The sequence below is a fragment of the Sphingobium sp. FW305-3-2-15-F-TSA7 genome (assembly GCF_058787155.1).
On sequence record NZ_JBYSZM010000047.1, the window covers coordinates 31,641 to 48,593 of the forward strand.

14 protein-coding genes are annotated in these 16,953 nt (G+C 64.3%); all 14 read left to right on the plus strand.

Translation table 11 applies throughout. The features are described from left to right. The first annotated feature begins 230 nt into the window (after positions 1–230). The 14 genes from AC3WN8_RS27360 (at position 231) to AC3WN8_RS27425 (ending at position 16,853) form a co-directional block, all read left to right on the plus strand. A complete protein-coding gene (locus tag AC3WN8_RS27360) occupies positions 231–1,052 on the plus strand; it encodes a sulfite exporter TauE/SafE family protein (RefSeq protein ID WP_492672678.1) in 822 nt (273 codons plus the stop codon). A gap of 163 nt (positions 1,053–1,215) precedes the next feature. Next, on the plus strand, positions 1,216–2,139 hold the full coding sequence (locus AC3WN8_RS27365; protein ID WP_492672679.1) for a fumarylacetoacetate hydrolase family protein: 924 nt from the start codon (positions 1,216–1,218) through the stop codon (positions 2,137–2,139). Beyond that, positions 2,139–3,113 (plus strand): ABC transporter substrate-binding protein, encoded by a 975-nt coding sequence (locus AC3WN8_RS27370; RefSeq protein ID WP_492672680.1) that lies wholly within the window; start codon positions 2,139–2,141, stop codon positions 3,111–3,113. The genes AC3WN8_RS27365 and AC3WN8_RS27370 overlap by 1 nt, the downstream gene beginning before the upstream one ends. Before the next feature lie 12 nt (positions 3,114–3,125). Then, positions 3,126–3,671, plus strand: coding sequence for a VOC family protein (locus tag AC3WN8_RS27375; RefSeq protein WP_492672681.1), 546 nt, complete (start codon positions 3,126–3,128; stop codon positions 3,669–3,671). Between the two features lie 2 nt (positions 3,672–3,673). Next, entirely contained in the window at positions 3,674–4,432 is a 759-nt protein-coding gene (locus tag AC3WN8_RS27380) for an ABC transporter permease (protein ID WP_492672682.1), read from the plus strand. Further along, positions 4,429–5,190 (plus strand): ABC transporter ATP-binding protein, encoded by a 762-nt coding sequence (locus tag AC3WN8_RS27385; RefSeq protein WP_492672683.1) that lies wholly within the window; start codon positions 4,429–4,431, stop codon positions 5,188–5,190. Before AC3WN8_RS27380 ends, AC3WN8_RS27385 begins: the two co-directional genes overlap by 4 nt. Before the next feature lie 14 nt (positions 5,191–5,204). Next, positions 5,205–6,032, plus strand: a complete 828-nt coding sequence (locus AC3WN8_RS27390) for an alpha/beta fold hydrolase (protein ID WP_492672684.1) — start codon at positions 5,205–5,207, stop codon at positions 6,030–6,032. A 23-nt stretch (positions 6,033–6,055) separates the two neighbouring features. Next, a complete protein-coding gene (locus AC3WN8_RS27395) occupies positions 6,056–7,684 on the plus strand; it encodes a thiamine pyrophosphate-binding protein (protein WP_492672685.1) in 1,629 nt (542 codons plus the stop codon). After that, a complete protein-coding gene (locus AC3WN8_RS27400; RefSeq protein ID WP_492672693.1) occupies positions 7,684–9,123 on the plus strand; it encodes an aldehyde dehydrogenase family protein in 1,440 nt (479 codons plus the stop codon). The genes AC3WN8_RS27395 and AC3WN8_RS27400 overlap by 1 nt, the downstream gene beginning before the upstream one ends. Before the next feature lie 335 nt (positions 9,124–9,458). After that, a complete protein-coding gene (locus AC3WN8_RS27405; RefSeq protein WP_492672686.1) occupies positions 9,459–11,774 on the plus strand; it encodes a TonB-dependent receptor in 2,316 nt (771 codons plus the stop codon). 173 nt (positions 11,775–11,947) lie between these two features. After that, the gene (locus AC3WN8_RS27410; RefSeq protein ID WP_492672687.1) at positions 11,948–12,715 is read left to right on the plus strand and encodes an aspartate dehydrogenase domain-containing protein; all 768 of its coding nucleotides are present in this window, start codon (positions 11,948–11,950) and stop codon (positions 12,713–12,715) included. Between the two features lie 10 nt (positions 12,716–12,725). Then, positions 12,726–13,655, plus strand: a complete 930-nt coding sequence (locus AC3WN8_RS27415) for a bile acid:sodium symporter family protein (RefSeq protein ID WP_492672688.1) — start codon at positions 12,726–12,728, stop codon at positions 13,653–13,655. Positions 13,656–13,747: 92 nt separating this feature from the next. Then, entirely contained in the window at positions 13,748–15,523 is a 1,776-nt protein-coding gene (locus tag AC3WN8_RS27420; RefSeq protein ID WP_492672689.1) for an LVIVD repeat-containing protein, read from the plus strand. 10 nt (positions 15,524–15,533) lie between these two features. Next, complete coding sequence (locus AC3WN8_RS27425) at positions 15,534–16,853, plus strand: MFS transporter (protein WP_492672690.1); 1,320 nt, start codon at positions 15,534–15,536, stop codon at positions 16,851–16,853. Positions 16,854–16,953 lie beyond the last annotated feature (100 nt).

A 16,953-nucleotide genomic window follows, 5' to 3' on the forward strand; every position in this document is an offset into this window, starting at 1 on the left:
ACGATGCTCTTCCGCTGATCAGGCGGACAGCATAGGGGAATGGAGTATCACTGAAATATAGAAATCGGGTGGCTCGCTATATGGTGCAGGAATAGCGTCGGCTTGGCCCCATTATTCCGAAAGCGAATATGGGGAGGTGTTTTTTATAGGTTTCTCGATGATCGGACGGCGCTAGCGCGAAGGTGGCGGACGGTCGTGATCCATGGCCGACGCGCAGCGGGGAATGATCGATGGATATATCGTACATGCTGACTCTGGCGGCGGCGATGCTGGCGACCGGACTGATCGGCGGAGTGATCGCCGGAATGCTCGGGGTTGGCGGCGGTATCGTCGTCGTGCCGATCCTCGATGTCGCGCTCGGTTTTCTGAAGGTCGATCCGGCGATCCGGATGCATGTCGCGGTCGCGACATCGCTGGCGACGATCATCCCCACCTCGATCTCCTCGTCGCGGGCGCATCGGGCAAAAGGCGCAGTCGATGGCGATCTCGTCCGTCGCTGGGGTGTCGCGATCTTCCTGGGCGCGATCGCGGGCACGTTGATCGCGTCGCATGTCCATGGCGTGGTGCTGTCGGCGGTCTTCGCAGGCGTCGCCTTCCTCGTCGCGGCGAAGATGCTGCTGCCGCTCGACCATGTGACGCTTGCCGACGACGTGCCGCGCGGAATTGTCGCACAGCCGCTGCCCTTCGCGGTCGGCGCGACCTCGTCGATGATGGGCATTGGCGGCGGCACGCTGAGCGTGCCGATCCTGACATTGGTCAATTATCCGATCCATCGCGCGGTCGGCACCGCGGCATTGTTCGGGCTGCTGATCAGCATTCCCGGGACGATCGGCTATATTCTCGGCGGCTGGGGCGATCCGCGCCTGCCGCTGGCGAGCCTGGGCTATGTCAATGCGATCGGTTTCCTGCTGATCGCACCGATGACATGGATTTCGGCACCCTGGGGGGCGGCGCTGGCGCACCGCCTGTCGAAGCGCCAACTCGGCGTCGCATTCGGGATTTTCCTGCTGATCGTCGCGCTGCGCATGGCGTGGCGTGTGATCACCGCTTGAGCGCGGGGCATGGCCATCGAGCCGCTCACCTATAGGAAAATCGCGACTCGATATTCCAAAGTGATATTATGATTGCGTCCCGTTATGCCTTTTATTGATCCAGAGACGATGATCCGCCGATCCGGCCCGCGAACGGGCGACGGCGCAGTTTTTGGAGACGGCAATGACGGCACCCTGGTTCGCGCTCGCACGCTATTCGGCGTCGGGTGCCGTGCGATCCGCACTCGTGCTGGACGATGCGCTCCACGATCTTGCCGCGATCGCGGAGCAGGTGCCGGTCAGCGAAGCGCTTGCGGCGCGGATCGGTTCGGTCGATGCGCTGATTCGCGATTGGGACCTGGTCGGCGCCGAACTGGCCGAGCTGGCCGATCGTGCGCGGGCCCTGGGGCTCGCCCCGGTCGCCGCCGCACCGCTGGCGCCGTTCACGCCGCATCGCCTGTTCGGCGCGGCCTCCAACTATATCGAGCATGCCGATGAAATGGCGACCAAGCTCGCGGCCAAGGCGGACAGCCAGCCCTATATCTTCCTGAAGACGCCCGACAGCGTCATCGGCCCCGGCGATACCGTGTTCCTGCCGCCCGAGAGCCGGAAGGTCGACTGGGAAGTCGAGCTTGGCGTCGTGATCGGTCGCGGCGGCCGCCGCATTCCCGTCGAACAGGCTTATGATCACATTGCCGGCTATGTGATTGTCAACGACATCTCGGCCCGCGACATGACGCGCCGCACCGACTTTCCATTCTCGCACGACTGGTTCCGCGGCAAGAGCTTCGACAGCTTCACCCCGATGGGGCCGTGGTTCGTGCCGCGCGATTGCCTGGGCGATCCGCACGACCTTCGCCTTACGCTCAGCGTCAATGACGAGATGATGCAGGACGGCAATTCGGGCGAGATGATCTTCAACGCTTTCGAACAGATCGCCTATCTTTCGACGCTGCTGGCGTTGAAGCCCGGCGATGTGATCGCGACCGGCACGCCCGCGGGCGTCGGAATGGGGCGGGGCATCTTCCTGATGGACGGCGACCATATGGTCGCGACGATCGATGGGATCGGCACGCTTGCCAATCCCGTGCGTGCGGAGGTGGTGTGATGGGCAAGCGACCGATCGGCGCCGCGTTGGCGGCCATTGCGCTCGCTCTGGCCGGCTGCGGCGGAAGCGGCGACGCGGGCAAGGAGAAAGTGACCTTCAACATGTCGTGGTTGCCGCAAGGCAGCATGAGCGGCGTGGTCGCGGCCATCGACAAGGGCTATTATGCCGAGGTCGGCCTCGACGTGAATGTCGTTCGCGGTTTCGGCGGTATCCGCACCGCGAACGAGCTCGACCAAGGCATGTTCGAGTTCGGCTATGGCGATCCGATCTCGGTGGTGCTCAACCGCAACAATGGCGGCAAGACCAAGATGGCCGGCACGATCAACACGCGCTGGCCCGCCGGGCTTTGCTACATCAAGGAACGCCACGCCATCGCCAAGCCCGCCGATCTGGCGGGGCTGACCGTGGGCGGCGGGCAAAGCTCGCCGATGCAGGCGCTCGTTCCCGCCTGGCTGACGCGCAACGGCGTCGACAAGGCGAAGGTGAAGCTGCTCCAGCTCGATCCCGCTCTGGTCGTGACCTCGCTGGTCGAGGGCAAGATCGACGCGGGCGAATGCTGGGAAGGCAACAGCCTGCCGCTGTTCCGCAAGCGCGCGAAGGAAGCCGGTGTGACGCTCGGCTGGCTGCCCTATTCGGCCTTCGGGCTCGACATCTATGGCAGCGGCATCCTGACCACCGAAAAGATGCTGACCGAACGCGCGGCGACGGTGAAGAAGTTCCTCGACGCCACGTATCGCGGCTATGCTTATTCCGCCGCCAACTCCGACGAGGTGGTGGCGATGATGGTCAAGCGTTTCCCGATGCTCGACGCCGCGATCACCAAGCAGCAGATGATCGAAACGACCGCGCTGATGAAAGATGGCGCAGGCCAGTTCGATGCGGCGCGGGTCGCGAGCACGCTCGATTTCCTGAAACAGGCCTATCCGCTCAAGGCCGATCTTGCGCCCGGCGACGTCTTCGCCGGCGCCAAATAGGGGAGTGTTGCGATGTACCGCCCCCGACCGACCAAGCTCGGCCATCTCGTCCTGAAAGTGCGCGACGTCCAGGCGTCGCTTGCCTTCTACCAGGATGTGATCGGCCTTGACGTTTCCGACTGGATCGACGACCGTATGGTCTTCCTGCGCAGCGGCCAGGATCATCATGATCTGGCCTTGCTCCAGATGACGCCCGAGGAAATCGCGCGGCACGAACCCGGCCGTTCGCCGGTCGAGCATTTCTCCTATCATGTCGAAAGCGTCGCCGAGATCGAGGCGATCGCCGCGATGCTCGTCGAGCGCGGCGTCGCGATCGATCGCGGCATCGGCAAGCATGGCCCGGGCGGCAACAGCTTCCTCGTCTTCCGCGATCCCGACGGCAACAATGTCGAATTCTATTCGGATATGATCCAGATCGGCCCGGACTTCCCGCCGCACGATCCGCAGGTCTGGGACGGCAAGGCGATGGAGACCTTCGATCGCTGGTCGCTCGAACATTTCCTGGTGCCGCCGCCCGAACGGATCGCGAAGATCCTGAACCCGCGCAAGGACGACTGATCGTGGCCGTGCAGGAAAGATCGCGGTCCAATCCGCTCGTCGCCGGTGCCTTCTTCGTCGCGCTGGCGCTGGTCTGGGAATTCAGCGTCCGCTGGTTCGGCATCAAGGCCTATCTGCTGCCGTCGCTCAGCGATATCGGCGTGGCCTTTTGGAACGCACGCGCGCTGCTGCTCGAACATGGGCTGGTGACATTGGGCGAAGTGCTCAGCGGCTTCGTCGCGGCGGCGGTGCTCGGCGTCGCGCTGGCCGCACTGATCCATGTCGTGCCGATCGCGCGATCGACGCTCTATCCGATGCTGATCGCGCTGCAGAGCATTCCCAAGATCGGCCTCGCGCCGCTGATGGTGGTGTGGCTGGGCTATGGTTTCGGATCGAAGCTGGTGATGGCGTTCCTCTTCGCCTTTTTCCCGATCGTCATCGCGACATTGGGCGGGCTGGCGGGCGTGCCGGCCAATCTGGAGGAGCATTTCCGCGCATTGGGCGCCGGCCGCTGGACGATGTTCCGCCGACTTCAGGTGCCCGCGGCGATGCCCAATTTCATGGATGGCTGCAAAGTGGCGATGCCGCTTGCCGTCATCGGCGCGATCGTCGGCGAATTCGTCGGATCGAATAACGGGCTGGGCAATGTCATCCTGCTCGCGACCGGGTCGTCGCAGACCGCGCTCACTTTCGCGGCACTCTTGGCGGTGACCCTGCTTTCGCTCGCGCTCTTCTACGTCGTCGAGCTGGTGTCCAAACTTGTCTGGTGGCGGGCGATATGAGCGATGCTGCGATCCGGGTCGGCGGACTGACCAAATATTATGGCGGCCCCAGCGGGACCAAGGCGCTCGAGGATGTCGATCTCGCGATCGGGGATTGCGAGTTCGTCTCGATCATCGGGCCATCGGGCTGCGGCAAGAGCACATTGCTGCGCATCCTGGCGGGGCTCAATCCCTATGATGCGGGATCGGCGGAGCTGTTCGGCGACGCGGTCGGCGCGCCGCGCGACGATGTCGGCGTGGTCTTCCAGACCTCGAACCTGCTGCCCTGGCTGACGGTGCGGCGGAACCTGACGCTCGCGCTCGAGATCCGGCGCGGCAAGGCGGCCGCCGACGCGGCGGATGTCGCCGCGATGATCGAACTGCTCAACCTGAAGGGGTTCGAGGACAAGTTTCCGCACGAATTGTCGGGGGGCATGAAGCACCGCGTCGCGATCGGCCAGGCGCTGATGCAGAATCCGCGCGTGCTGCTGATGGACGAGCCCTTCGGCGCGCTCGACGCCTTGACCCGCGACCGGCTCAACATCGAGCTGCTGCGGCTGTGGCAGCGCGACCGCAAGACGGTGGTGCTGATCACCCACAGCATTTCGGAGGCGGTGCTGCTCTCCGATCGCGTGCTGGTCCTCTCCGAGCGGCCCGGCCGGCTGATCGCCGATCTCCGTATCGATCTGCCGCGCCCGCGCGATCCATCCATCACCCGCGACCTTCCGGCGTTCGGCGACCATGTCGTCGAGCTCAGCCGGATCATGGGCGTCGTCTAGACCAGGAAAATACAATGCCTCTCCTGCCGATCGGCCAGAGCGAACTCTATTATGAAGACCAGGGCGAAGGGCCTGTCATCGTGCTCGCGCACGGTATCGGCGGCAATCATGCGAGCTGGTTCCAGCAATTGCCCGTCTTCGCCCTATCCTATCGCGTCGTGACGTTCGACCATCGCGGCTTCGGGCGTTCGAGCGACGTCGAGACTGCGGGGCGGAGCGCATTCGTTTCCGATCTGCTGGCGCTGCTCGATCATCTCGGCATCGATCAGGCGGTGCTTGTCGGCCAGTCGATGGGCGGCGGAACCTGCATCGGCTTTGCCGCCGCCTATCCCGAGCGTGTGCGTGCGCTGGTGCTTGCCGCCTCGCTCCACGCGATCACGGAGGATGGCGAGGTCGCCGCGCTGATGGATGCCGCGCGATCGGCGACCGACGATCTCGACCAGCTCGATCGCGTCCTCGATCCGGTTTTCCGTGAGGCCAGCCCGGCCCAGGCGGTGCTCTATTCGGCGATCGCCAGCTTCAACCGCACCGATCGCCACAGCCTGACCGGCGCATGGCCGGCGCGGCTCGCGCCCGAAGCGGTGGGTGGTGGCAGGCCCGTGCTGTTCCTGGCGGGCACGCGCGACCCGTTATTCCCCATCGCGGCGATCCGGTGCGTGCAGGCGCGCGTGCCGGGATCGTTTCTCGTCGAGGTCGATGCCGGCCATTCGGTGTTTTTCGAGCATGCGACCGAATTCAACGACAGCGTGCTGAGTTTCCTCACCGCATGCGGCATCCGTGGACGCCGGCGCAGCGCGCACAGCAATGCCGCGGGCTATGTCGCCCCGACCGCCCAGAATTGAGCCTCAGAATTGAAGGATAGATCATGACCGCTACCACCGTAGCCCAGGCACTGGTGACGTCCCTCAGGGACATGGGTGTGCGTCACGTCTTCGGCGTGCCCAGCGGCGGCTGGGTCGATTATATGGAAGCTTTGCGCACGACCGACGGCATCGATTTCGTGCTGACCAGCCATGAAGGCGGCGCAAGCTTCATGGCCGATATCTGCGGCCGGCTGACCGGCGTCCCCGGCGTGTGCTTCGGTACCTTCGGGCCGGGGGCGACCAATTTGTCCACCGGCGTCGGCGGCGCCTATCTCGATCGTTCGCCGATGATCGCGCTGACCGACGAGATGCCGGAGGCGCTGCGCAGCCGCACCGTCCAGATGGGCATCGATCATCAGGCGCTGTTCCGGCCGATCACCAAATGGACGACGCGGCTGGCTGCGGACACGGTCGGCGAGACGCTGGCCGAAGCCGCCGGCGTCGCGGTTTCGGGGCGGCCGGGATCGGTGCATATCGGATTGCCGGTCGGGTTGAGCGCGGCGGAAACCGTCTCGGCCAGCGCCGGCCCGGTGGTCGCGGCCTCTCCCGCCCGCGCGGATGCGGCGGCGATCGATGCGCTTGTCGAGGCATTCGGTGCGGCGCGGAAACCGATCCTCGCGGTGGGGCTGGGCGCGGTCCATGCCCGGGTCCAGGACAGGATCGTCGCCCTTGCCGAGCGCTTCGGCCTGCCCGTCATACTGACGCCGATGGCCAAGGGCATGGTCCCTGAAAACCATCCAAGCTATGCGGGCGTGCTGTTTCATGCCTTGAGCGACCTTGTCGGCCGGACCCATGCCGAGGCCGATCTGGTCGTCGCGATCGGCTATGATCCCGTCGAGTTCAATTTCGAAGGCTGGATGCGCGACGGGCTTGCCGTCGCCAGCATCGACGTCGCGCCGGTCGATATCGATGCCGCCAAGCATCCCGTTGCCGCCGATGCCGTCGGCGATATCGGCGCGAGCCTCGATGCGCTGCTCGCGCTCAATGCCGCGCCCAAGGATTGGGACATGCGCGTTGTCGCCGCCCGCACCGCCGAGCTGTTCGCGCGGCTGGCGCCCGACAGCAATCGTTTCGGCCCCTGCGCAGCACTCGACGTGCTGCGCGAGGTGCTGCCCGAAAATGGCATCATGACCTGCGATGTCGGCGCGCATACCCATTTGATCGGCCAGAAATGGCCGACGCCCGGCACTGGCCTGCAAATCATGTCGAATGGCTGGTCGTCGATGGGCTTCGGCCTGCCCGCGGCGATCGCCGCCAAGCTCTGCCGGCCCGATACGCCGGTCTGCACCGTTGTCGGTGACGGTGGTTTCCTGATGACTGTCGGCGAGCTCGCGACCGCGGTGCGCGAAAAGCTGCCCATCGTCATCCTCGTCTTCACCGACAATGACCTCGCGCTGATCCGGATCAAGCAGGAGAAGAAAGCCAATCCGATCTATGGCACGCCGGTGCGCGCCGAAGGCACGATCGGCGGCCCGTCGCTGTTCGGCGTTCCCGTCGTCACCGTTGCCGATCCCGATGCCCTGCGTGCCGCGCTGAGCGATGCCTTTGCGGCCGACGGGCCGGTCATCGTCGAGGCCTTGCTCGACAGCCGCGAATATGACGGCCTCGTCCTCCACAAGGACAAGCCGTGATGCTCATGCCGGTCGAGGTGAAGCGCTCGCTGCTGATCGGAGGCGAATGGCGCGGCGCTGCGGCTGGCATGGAGATCGACAATCCCTATAGCGGCGACGTGATTGCGCGTGTCGCCTGCGCGACGCCGGATGACGTCGCCGCAGCGGTCGCGAGCGCGGTGCGCGGGCAGCGTCTCTTGGTCGCGCTGGGGACCGGCACGCGCGCCGCGATCCTGCACCGCGCCGCCGATGCCCTCGCCAGCCAGTCCGGGCGCTTTGCCGCGACGATCACCGCGGAGACGGGCAAGACGATCACGGCGTCGACCAAGGAAGCGTCGCGCGCGGTGAACACGTTGCGCCTGTCCGCCGAGGAAGCGACCCGGCTGACCGGCGAGACCATCGCGTTCGACAGCTTCGCCGGCGGCGAGGGGCGCAGCGGCTATTATGTCCATGAACCCGTCGGGGTGATCGCCGCGATCACGCCGTTCAACGATCCGCTCAACCTGGCCTGCCATAAATTGGGGCCGGCCATTGCCGCGGGCAATGCGGTGGTGCTCAAGCCCGCCGATCAGGCGCCGCTGACCGCGATCATGCTCGCCGAACTGCTGCTCGACGCCGGGGTGCCCGGCGAAGCACTCAACCTGCTCACCGGCCATGGCCGCGATTTCGGCGATGCGCTGGTGTCGGCGGAGGATGTCGCGATGGTCTCGTTCACCGGTGGCGAACGGGTGGGCGCAGAGATTGCGCGCACGGCCGGCATCAAGCGGATCGGCATGGAACTCGGCGCGAATTCACCGGTGATCGTGACCGCGAGCGCGAACCTCGAAAAGGCCGCCAGGGCGTGCGTTTCGGGGGCCTTCTGGGCGGCGGGGCAGAATTGCATCGGCGTGCAGCGGATCTTCGTCGAACGAAGCGTCTATGCGGCGTTTCGCGATCTGTTCGTCGCCGGCACGGCCGCGCTGGTCGCCGGCGATCCGATGTCGCCGGACACGGATATCGGCCCGATGATCTCGGCGCATGAGGCCGAAAGGCTGCTCGACTGGACCGGTGAGGCGATGGCGGCCGGCGCGCGATTGCTTGCCGGCGGCCGGCGCGACAATGCGCTGCTCCATCCGACCGTGCTCGAAGATGTCCCAGCCGATGCCCGGCTCGTCTGCCGCGAAGCCTTTGGCCCCGTGGTCAGCCTTTTTCCCTATGACGCGCTGGACGCCGCGATCGCGGCAGCGAACCGGGGCGATTATGCGATCCACGCGGCGATCTTCACCGAGAGCATCCGCGAGGCACACCATGCGGCACGCACGCTGCAGGCGGCTGGGGTCATGATCAACGATTCCACCGATTATCGTCTCGACGCGATGCCCTTTGGCGGCGCCAAGCGCGGCAATATGGGGCGCGAAGGCGTGCGTTTCGCCATCCGCGAAATGTCCCAGACCAAGGTCGTCTGCTTCAACGACGCATAGTCGTCGTCCGAAGCGAAGATGCTCGGACAAGGTTCGGCGATGCCGTCCGGCGTCGATGCCGTATATTGCATTACAGGATCTTGACCGCCGAGCCTGTCGCCTGACGATTTCATCTTTCAGAATCAATCGATTGAAGCCGGATTGCCCAATCGATTCCATAGCGGGTTCGATATCGCGAAAACCTATATCGAGGCACTGCAATATTATTATTCACATATGGTCTTGGGGCATAGCTTCCACTTGATCGAAGCTGCCGACAGATAGAAGACCCGATAAGCGCTCGTACGAATGGCGCAATGGTCCGCTGGCGGTGAATTAGGGAAGGGGCAACGCCGGTGCGCGATTATTCATATTCGAAGACAATGGGACTGCTGCTTGGGGCCGTGGCGGTCGTCGCCCTGCCCGGGACCGCTTTTGCACAGCAGGCCGCGCCGCAGGCCGGCGGCGCCGAAAGCGGCGGGCTCGAGGAAATCGTCGTCACCGCGCGCAAGCGCGAGGAGACGTTGCAGTCCGCGCCGCTCTCGGTCGCGGCGTTCAGCGGTGACATGCTCGCCAAGGCCGGCATCGACGATTTTTCCGAGATCGCCGCGCGCGTGCCGGGCTTCACGCTCAACCCGGACAATATCTCCGAACCCAATATCTTCCTGCGCGGCATCGGCACCGATATCGAGAGCGCGGCGTCGAGCGCTGCGATCGGTTTCTTCCTCAACGACGTCTATCTGCCGCGTGCCCAGGGCACGGCGATCGAGCTGTTCGATCTTGAGCGTGTCGAGATCGTGCGCGGGCCCCAGGGGACGCTCTATGGCAAGAATGTCGTCGGCGGCGCGATCAACTTCATCACGCGCAAGCCGACCGACACATTCCGTGCGGGCATGGAGGCCGGCATCGGCAATTACGGCGCGATCGAAGTGAAGGGACATGTCGGCGGTGGCATCGGCGAGGGATTGTCGGGCAGCATCGCTGCAAGCTCGCGCATGCGCGACGGCTTCGCCTTCAACACCCATACCGGCAACGATATCGAGAATCTCTCGGTGTTCGGCATACTCGGCCAGCTCCGCTACCAGCCGAGCGACGATCTCGACATATTGCTGACCGGCGACCTCACCCGCCGCCGCGCACGCGGCAAATGGGTCGATATCCAGATTCCGTCGGATCACAACATCCCCTTCGTCAATCCCGATCGCCGCCGCGGACCCAACAATATCGACGGGCGCCAGGATGCCGATCTCGGCGGCATTCATCTCAGTGCGAATTGGGACAGTGGCGCGGGCACGCTGACCTCGGTCACCGCCTATCGCGAAGGAACCTTCGCGGCGAAGGGCAATGACGGCGGCAGCTACATCGATTTCACCCGGCTGGTCTACGATCCCGGCGGGCGGATCAACTTCTTCGCGATCGATCGCGACGCCTTCAACGACGATTATTACGTCAACATCAAGGACGAGAAGGTGAAGAGCTTCTCGCAGGAACTGCGCTTCCGCTCCGAGTTCGAAGGGCCGTTCAATTTCCTCGCCGGCGTCTATTACCAGCATGAGGATGTCGATCGCGTCGAGGATGCCGATTACATCTTCGTCGACTATTTCGCGCAAGGCCGCGAGATCGCCGAGACCCGATTGAAGTCTGACACCTATGCGGCGTTCGTCGAAGGCACGTTCGACATCACCGATGCCCTGGGCGTCACTGCGGGCATCCGCTACACCAAGGATCGCAAGCGTTTCTCGGTCTATCGCGAGACGATCGGCGATTTCCTCGGTGCCGAATTCGAGGACGAAGCGGGCAATTTCACCCGGGCCTTCACCGCGTCGACCAGGCAGAGCTGGGATGCCTGGACGCCGAGCATCAACCTGCACTGGAAGGCGGCGAAGGACGTCTATCTCTATGCGCTGGTGTCCAAGGGCTATAAATCGGGCGGCTGGAATGGCGAGAATGCCACCAATCCGGGCGAGGCGCGCGCATCCTATAATCCCGAATATGCGCTCAACTACGAAGTTGGCGCGAAGACGACATGGCTCGACGATCGGCTGCGCTTCAACATCACCGGCTTCTGGACCGAATATAAGGATCTCCAGACCCAGCAATTCGTGATCTTCGATCCCAATCTGCCCGCCGACAACGTCATTTCCAACGCCGGCAAGGCGCGCGTGCGCGGCATCGAGATCGAGACCGCGGTGGTACCCGTCAAGGGACTGAGCCTGTTCGCCAACTACACCTATATGAAGGCGAAGATCACCGGCGACCTGATCAGCACCGAACTGCAATATGATCCGAGCTGCTTCTGCTCGGTACCGGTGGCGACCAATCTCAAAGGCAATGTGCTGCGCCGTTCGCCCGAAAATTCGTTCAGCCTCGGCGGCGACCTGACCTTGCCGGTGTCCGAGCGTTTCGACGGTTTTCTGCGTGCCGATTACAGCTGGAGCGGCGCCTTCTTCTTCGACAATGAGAACAGCCCGCGCACCCGCCAATCCTCGGTCGGTATCCTCAACGGCTCGTTCGGTCTCGAGACCGGAGACGGCAAATGGCAGCTTTCGGTCTGGGGCAAGAACCTGACCAACAAGCTTTATGAATCGGGCAAGTCGGACGTGATCGGATCGGTCCTCGTCTCCTACGCGCCGCCGCGGACCTACGGCGCCACGCTGACCTGGAAATACTAGGACCGTCGCCATTCAGCCCATACCGGCCTGCGAATGGCGGTTTCCCGCGCTTCCGGTGCTCACGTACTTTAAGTACGCTGCGCTCCGGGTCGCGAAAAACCCCCATTCTCGGCTCGGTCTGAACTGAATGCCGATCGGCCCTAGAGCGCTTTCAACCGTGGGGGGAACGGGCAATGCGCATCGGATTGATCGGGTTCGGTTTCATCGGGGCCGAGATCCATCGGCGCATTGCCCGCGACCATGGGCCGCTCGAACTGGCCTTTGTCCATAATCGCAGCCCCGGCCGTCTGGCCGGCATCGATCCCGCGCTGATCCTCGAGGATCTGGCCGATGCGCGCTGCTTCGCGCCCGATCTGATCGTCGAGATCGCCGGGCCTGAGGTCACGGTGCGGCATGGCGAGGCGCTGCTTGCCATCGCCGATTATATGCCGCTGTCGCTGACCGCATTGGCGGATGACGGCCTGCGCACGCGTCTTGTCGATCGGGCGCACCGCTCGAACCGTTCGCTGTTCGTGGCGCATGGTGCGCTCGTCGGTGCGGACAGTCTGCTCGAATGGCGCGCGATGTGGGATCATGTGTCGATCAGCTTCCGCAAGCCACCCCGCAGCCTCGGTGCTGCGGGCGATGGCATCACCTGCGAGACCGTGATCTTCGACGGCAGCGTGCGGCAGATCGCGCGGCAATTCCCGCACAACGTCAACGCCATGGTCGCCTGCGCGCTCGCAACGACCGGGCTGGACGCATGCCGCGCCCGGCTGGTTGCCGATCCGGCGCTCGATCGCCTCGAATTGATGATCGAGGCGATGGGCAAGGATGGTTCGCATTTGAAGATCGCGCGCAGCCAGCCCGCGATCGGCGTTTCGGGCAGCGAAATGGCGGCGGCGGTCCATCGCTCGATCCTGCGTGCCGCCGGCTTCGCGGGGGCATTGGAGTTCGTCTGAGGAGTTGAGCGTGGCCGATATCTTTCCGTTCCTGTCGCAGACGATCTTCCCGCTGATCATATTCGTCATCATGTTCGGCATGGGGCTGGCGCTGGGGCTTGCCGATTTCCGCGCGATCCTGTCGTCGCCACGCGCCGTTCTGGTCGGTCTCTCGGCACAGATGCTGTTGCTGCCGCTGATCGCGATCGGGCTGGCCTTTGTCCTGCCGATCGGGCCCGAGGTCGCGGTCGGCCTGATCATCCTCGCCGCCAGTCCCGGTGGAGTGACATCCAACGCGATCACGCTCGCGGCACGCGCCGACGTCGCGCTTGCGGTCAGCCTGACCGCGCTGTCGACCTTGCTTGTCGCGATCACCTTGCCGCTCTGGATCGGTTTCGCGCTGCATCGGTTCATGGGGGACATGCGGACGGTCGACATGCCGATGGGGCAGACCGCGATGACGCTCGGGCTGCTCACCATAGTGCCCGTCGTGCTCGGCATGATGGTCCGTGCGGTCGCGCCCGCGCTGGCATCGCGCGGCGTCGAGATCGGGCGGCGGCTGTCCGTCGTGCTGATCCTGTTCATGTGCCTCACCACCACCGGCTTCAACTGGCATCATCTGGCGGGATGGCGCGTCCTCCTGGAGAGTTTCGGCGTCTGCCTGGCGCTGATGCTGCTGGCGATGGTAGCGAGCCATGCGCTGGCGTGGGCGGCACGGCTGGGACCGCTCCAGCGATTGACGATCGTGATCGAAGTCGGCGTGCACAATCTGGCAATAGCGCTGCTCGCGTCGGTGACGCTGATCGACATGCCCGCCATCGCGCGCCTGCCACTGGCCTATGGCTTGCTGATGATCACCATACCATGGCTGTTCATCCGCTGGGAAAGGGCGCGTCAGGCGCGGGCCGAAGCCGGCAATGCCGCGTCTTCCCGCCTCGCGGACACGCCTTCGATTATATGAAACGGGAATAGAGACCGCTCAAAACATTATTTTGTGGATATAATGCGGGGTTCTAGCCTCGCCGAAGAACAGACCAGCCAAGGAGTGCTTCGTTGAGCCCGATCGCGAACAAATCCGCCTTGCCCCGCGTCAGGGCCGTCATCCTGACATGCTGCGCCGGTGCCGCACTGACGCTGGGATCCGCGGCGCGATCGTCGGAGGAGAAACAGGAGCAACCGAAGATCGACATTCGCGATCCGGTGGTGAAGCAATGGCACGATCTGACCTATGACCGGAAACCGCCGCCGCCTCAGCCCGGCGTCGATTACGGCATCGATCCGAAGACCGGCGTGTTCGTCCATCCCAAGGCGACGCCGCTGCACGAGGGGCGTGCGCCGTTCCCGGGCCAGCTCGGTTACTGGGATCAGAAATCCTACGCCAAGAATATGGAGGTCGTCGCTTTCTACCCCCAGGTCGCCTCGCCCTTTCACACCTGGCAGAATATCGCGGACTTCGACGGCAAGCGGTATCTCTACGTCTATGACCGCCACAATCTGAAGGTATTCGACATCACCGATCCGGCCAAGGCCCGGCTGCTCGTGACCAAGGGGCAGACCTGGACGGGCAAGGGCGGCGGAACGCCGGTCAATCCCTTTCCCGAAGGCGAGATGATCGGTGCATCCTCGATCCAGTGGGACAAGGCGCGCGGCAAATACATCATGGTCCAGTCGAACGAGGTCCAGCGCTTCGGCGTCTTCGAAGAGAAGATGAACGAGCCCGACGGCGTGCAGAAGATCCGCGACTGGCGGTATAATAAAGGCTTCAACGTCTATGTGATGAACGGCCCGCTGCCCGATCAGTGGGAAAGGATCGCGACGCGCACCACCGACTATAAGCATCCCGATGCCAAGCCCGGCCATCAGCAGGGCTCGGGCTCGCTCGACGTTCCCGCCTGGTTCGGCGGCAAATACATGTTCCTGTCGTCCGCCCCCGACGACAGTTTCGGCCTCACCGAATATCCCAATTATCTCTATTCGCCGGGATACCAGTCATGGGACATGTCGGATCCGGCGAACCCGAAATTCCTTCAGCAATTCTCGGTGCCGGGCCAGATCGTCGGCGATAAGGCGGAGGGCGACGCCTATCTCAAGAACCCGCGCGCGGGCAATCGCACCTCATGGATGGGATCGCGCATGCCGATCTTCATTCCCAAACCGGTGGAGAAGGGCGGCACGATCGGCTTCGCGGCGATGGGCGGGCTCGGCTTCTACGTGCTCGACATCTCCGATCCCGCGCACATGAAAGTGATCAGCCATCTCGACATGGTGCCCAAATTCGCGGGCACCGAAGCCGACAATATCGATGTCAGCCAATATGAGCGCACCGGCTATATCTTCATGAACGGCTATCCGATGAACGATGACTGTTACGAGCCGTACAAGGACATTTTCGTCATCGATGTCCGCGATCTCAAGAACCCGAAGATCGTCAACACCTTCCCGCGCCCGACGCCGCCCAAGGATGCAGCGTTCAAGGATTTCTGCGAGCGCCGCGGCAGCTTCGGTCCCAAGCGACCGGGCTATTTCACCCAGCCGGGCCGCTCACGCGAGGGGCTGGTGCCCTATGCCTTCTACAATGCCGGGGTGCAGCTGTTCGACGTGCGCGATCCGACCAGGCCCGAGATCGCGGCCTATTATGTGCCGCGCTTCCCGACCGATGCGGAGACGCCCGATTATGTGAAGGGCAATCTCGGCTTCGGCATCTATGTCGAATATGATCGCAACATCATCTGGATGTTCACCAATCACGGCTTCTACGCACTGAAGAGCCCATTGCTCGGCGAACCGAAAAAGGGCGTTCCCGCCAAATCCTGGCCGCCGCGCGACTGATCGGCCGGACATGGCGATCCCGATCAGCCGGACGGTGGACGGCCTGCCGGTCACGGCCTTCCACATCCGGCTGCTGATCCTGGTCGGGGCGATCATCCTGCTCGACGGCTTCGACGTGCAGGTGGCGGCATTCGCCGCGCCGGCCATCCTGGCTGACTGGCACGTCACCGCTGGCATGCTCGCGCCCGCCATGGCGGCGGCGCTGGTCGGCATGGCGGTCGGCACCGGCCTGGGCGGGATCGCCGGCGACCGGATCGGCCGCCGCCCCGCGCTGATCGGCAGTGTGCTGTTCTTCGGTGCGCTGTCGATGCTGGCGGCGTTTGCGCCGGGCGTCACCGAACTGGCGATCCTGCGTTTCCTGACCGGCATCGGGCTCGGCGCCGCCGTACCCAACGCGACCGCACTCGTCGCCGAATGGATGCCCGCCAGGGTTCGCAACTATGCGGTGACCGCGATCATCGTCGCGGTGCCGTGCGGTGGCATGATCGGCGCTGGCTTCGCATCCTGGCTTATCCCTGCCTATGGTTGGCGACTCTGCTTCCTGTTCGGCGGCCTGCTGCCGCTGCTGCTCGCGCTCGAAATGTGGCGCAGCCTGCCCGAATCCCCGATGATGCTGGCGCGCCGGCCCGCCGGCGGCCCGGCGCTGGCGGCGTTGCTCGATCGTGCAGGCGCTCGCCTTCCCGCCGAAACCGTCTTTGCGGTGGAGGCGCCGATCGAAAACGGCGAGCATGCGGGCGTCTATGCCGGTGCGCTGCGCCGTTCGGGCATCGGCCTCGCCATCGCCTTCTTCGCGAGCATGCTCGCGCTCTATGCCTATCTCAGCTGGATTCCGGTGCTGCTCGCCGGCGCGGGTTTTCCGATGGATCGCGCGATCCAGGGCTCTTTGATCTTCAACCTGTGCGGCGTGCTGGCTTCCTTCGGCGCGGCCTGGGCAACGCCGCGTTTCGGTTCGCGGCGGACATTGATCGCCGCCTGTTCGGCCGCGCTGCTCGCGACGGCGGGTTGCGCCTATATGATGGGCAGCGGCGATGCATCCCCGGCGCAAATCCTGATCGCGCTCGGAGCAGCGGGTGCCGGTGCCTTTGCGGTTCAGGTGACGCTGTACAGCCTGGCCGTGCACGTCTTTCCGGCATCTTGCCGTGCCGCGGGCATCGGCTATTCGGCGAGTATCGGCCGGCTGGGTGCGATCTCGAGCGCGTTCGGCGCCGGGATATTGCTCGGCATGCCGACGGGCCGGCCGGTCTATTTCGTGCTGATCGGCGTCGCGCTGATCGTATCGGCAGTGGGGGTGATGATCGTCGACCGCCATTCGCGCCGGCGGGTGGTATAACGGGAAGGTAGGGGCTCCTATTGCGCCATTCCTGCGTGCGGATTGCACAATCCCTCTCCCCCTTCAGGGGGAGAGGGTGGTCGAGTGTAGCGAGATCGGG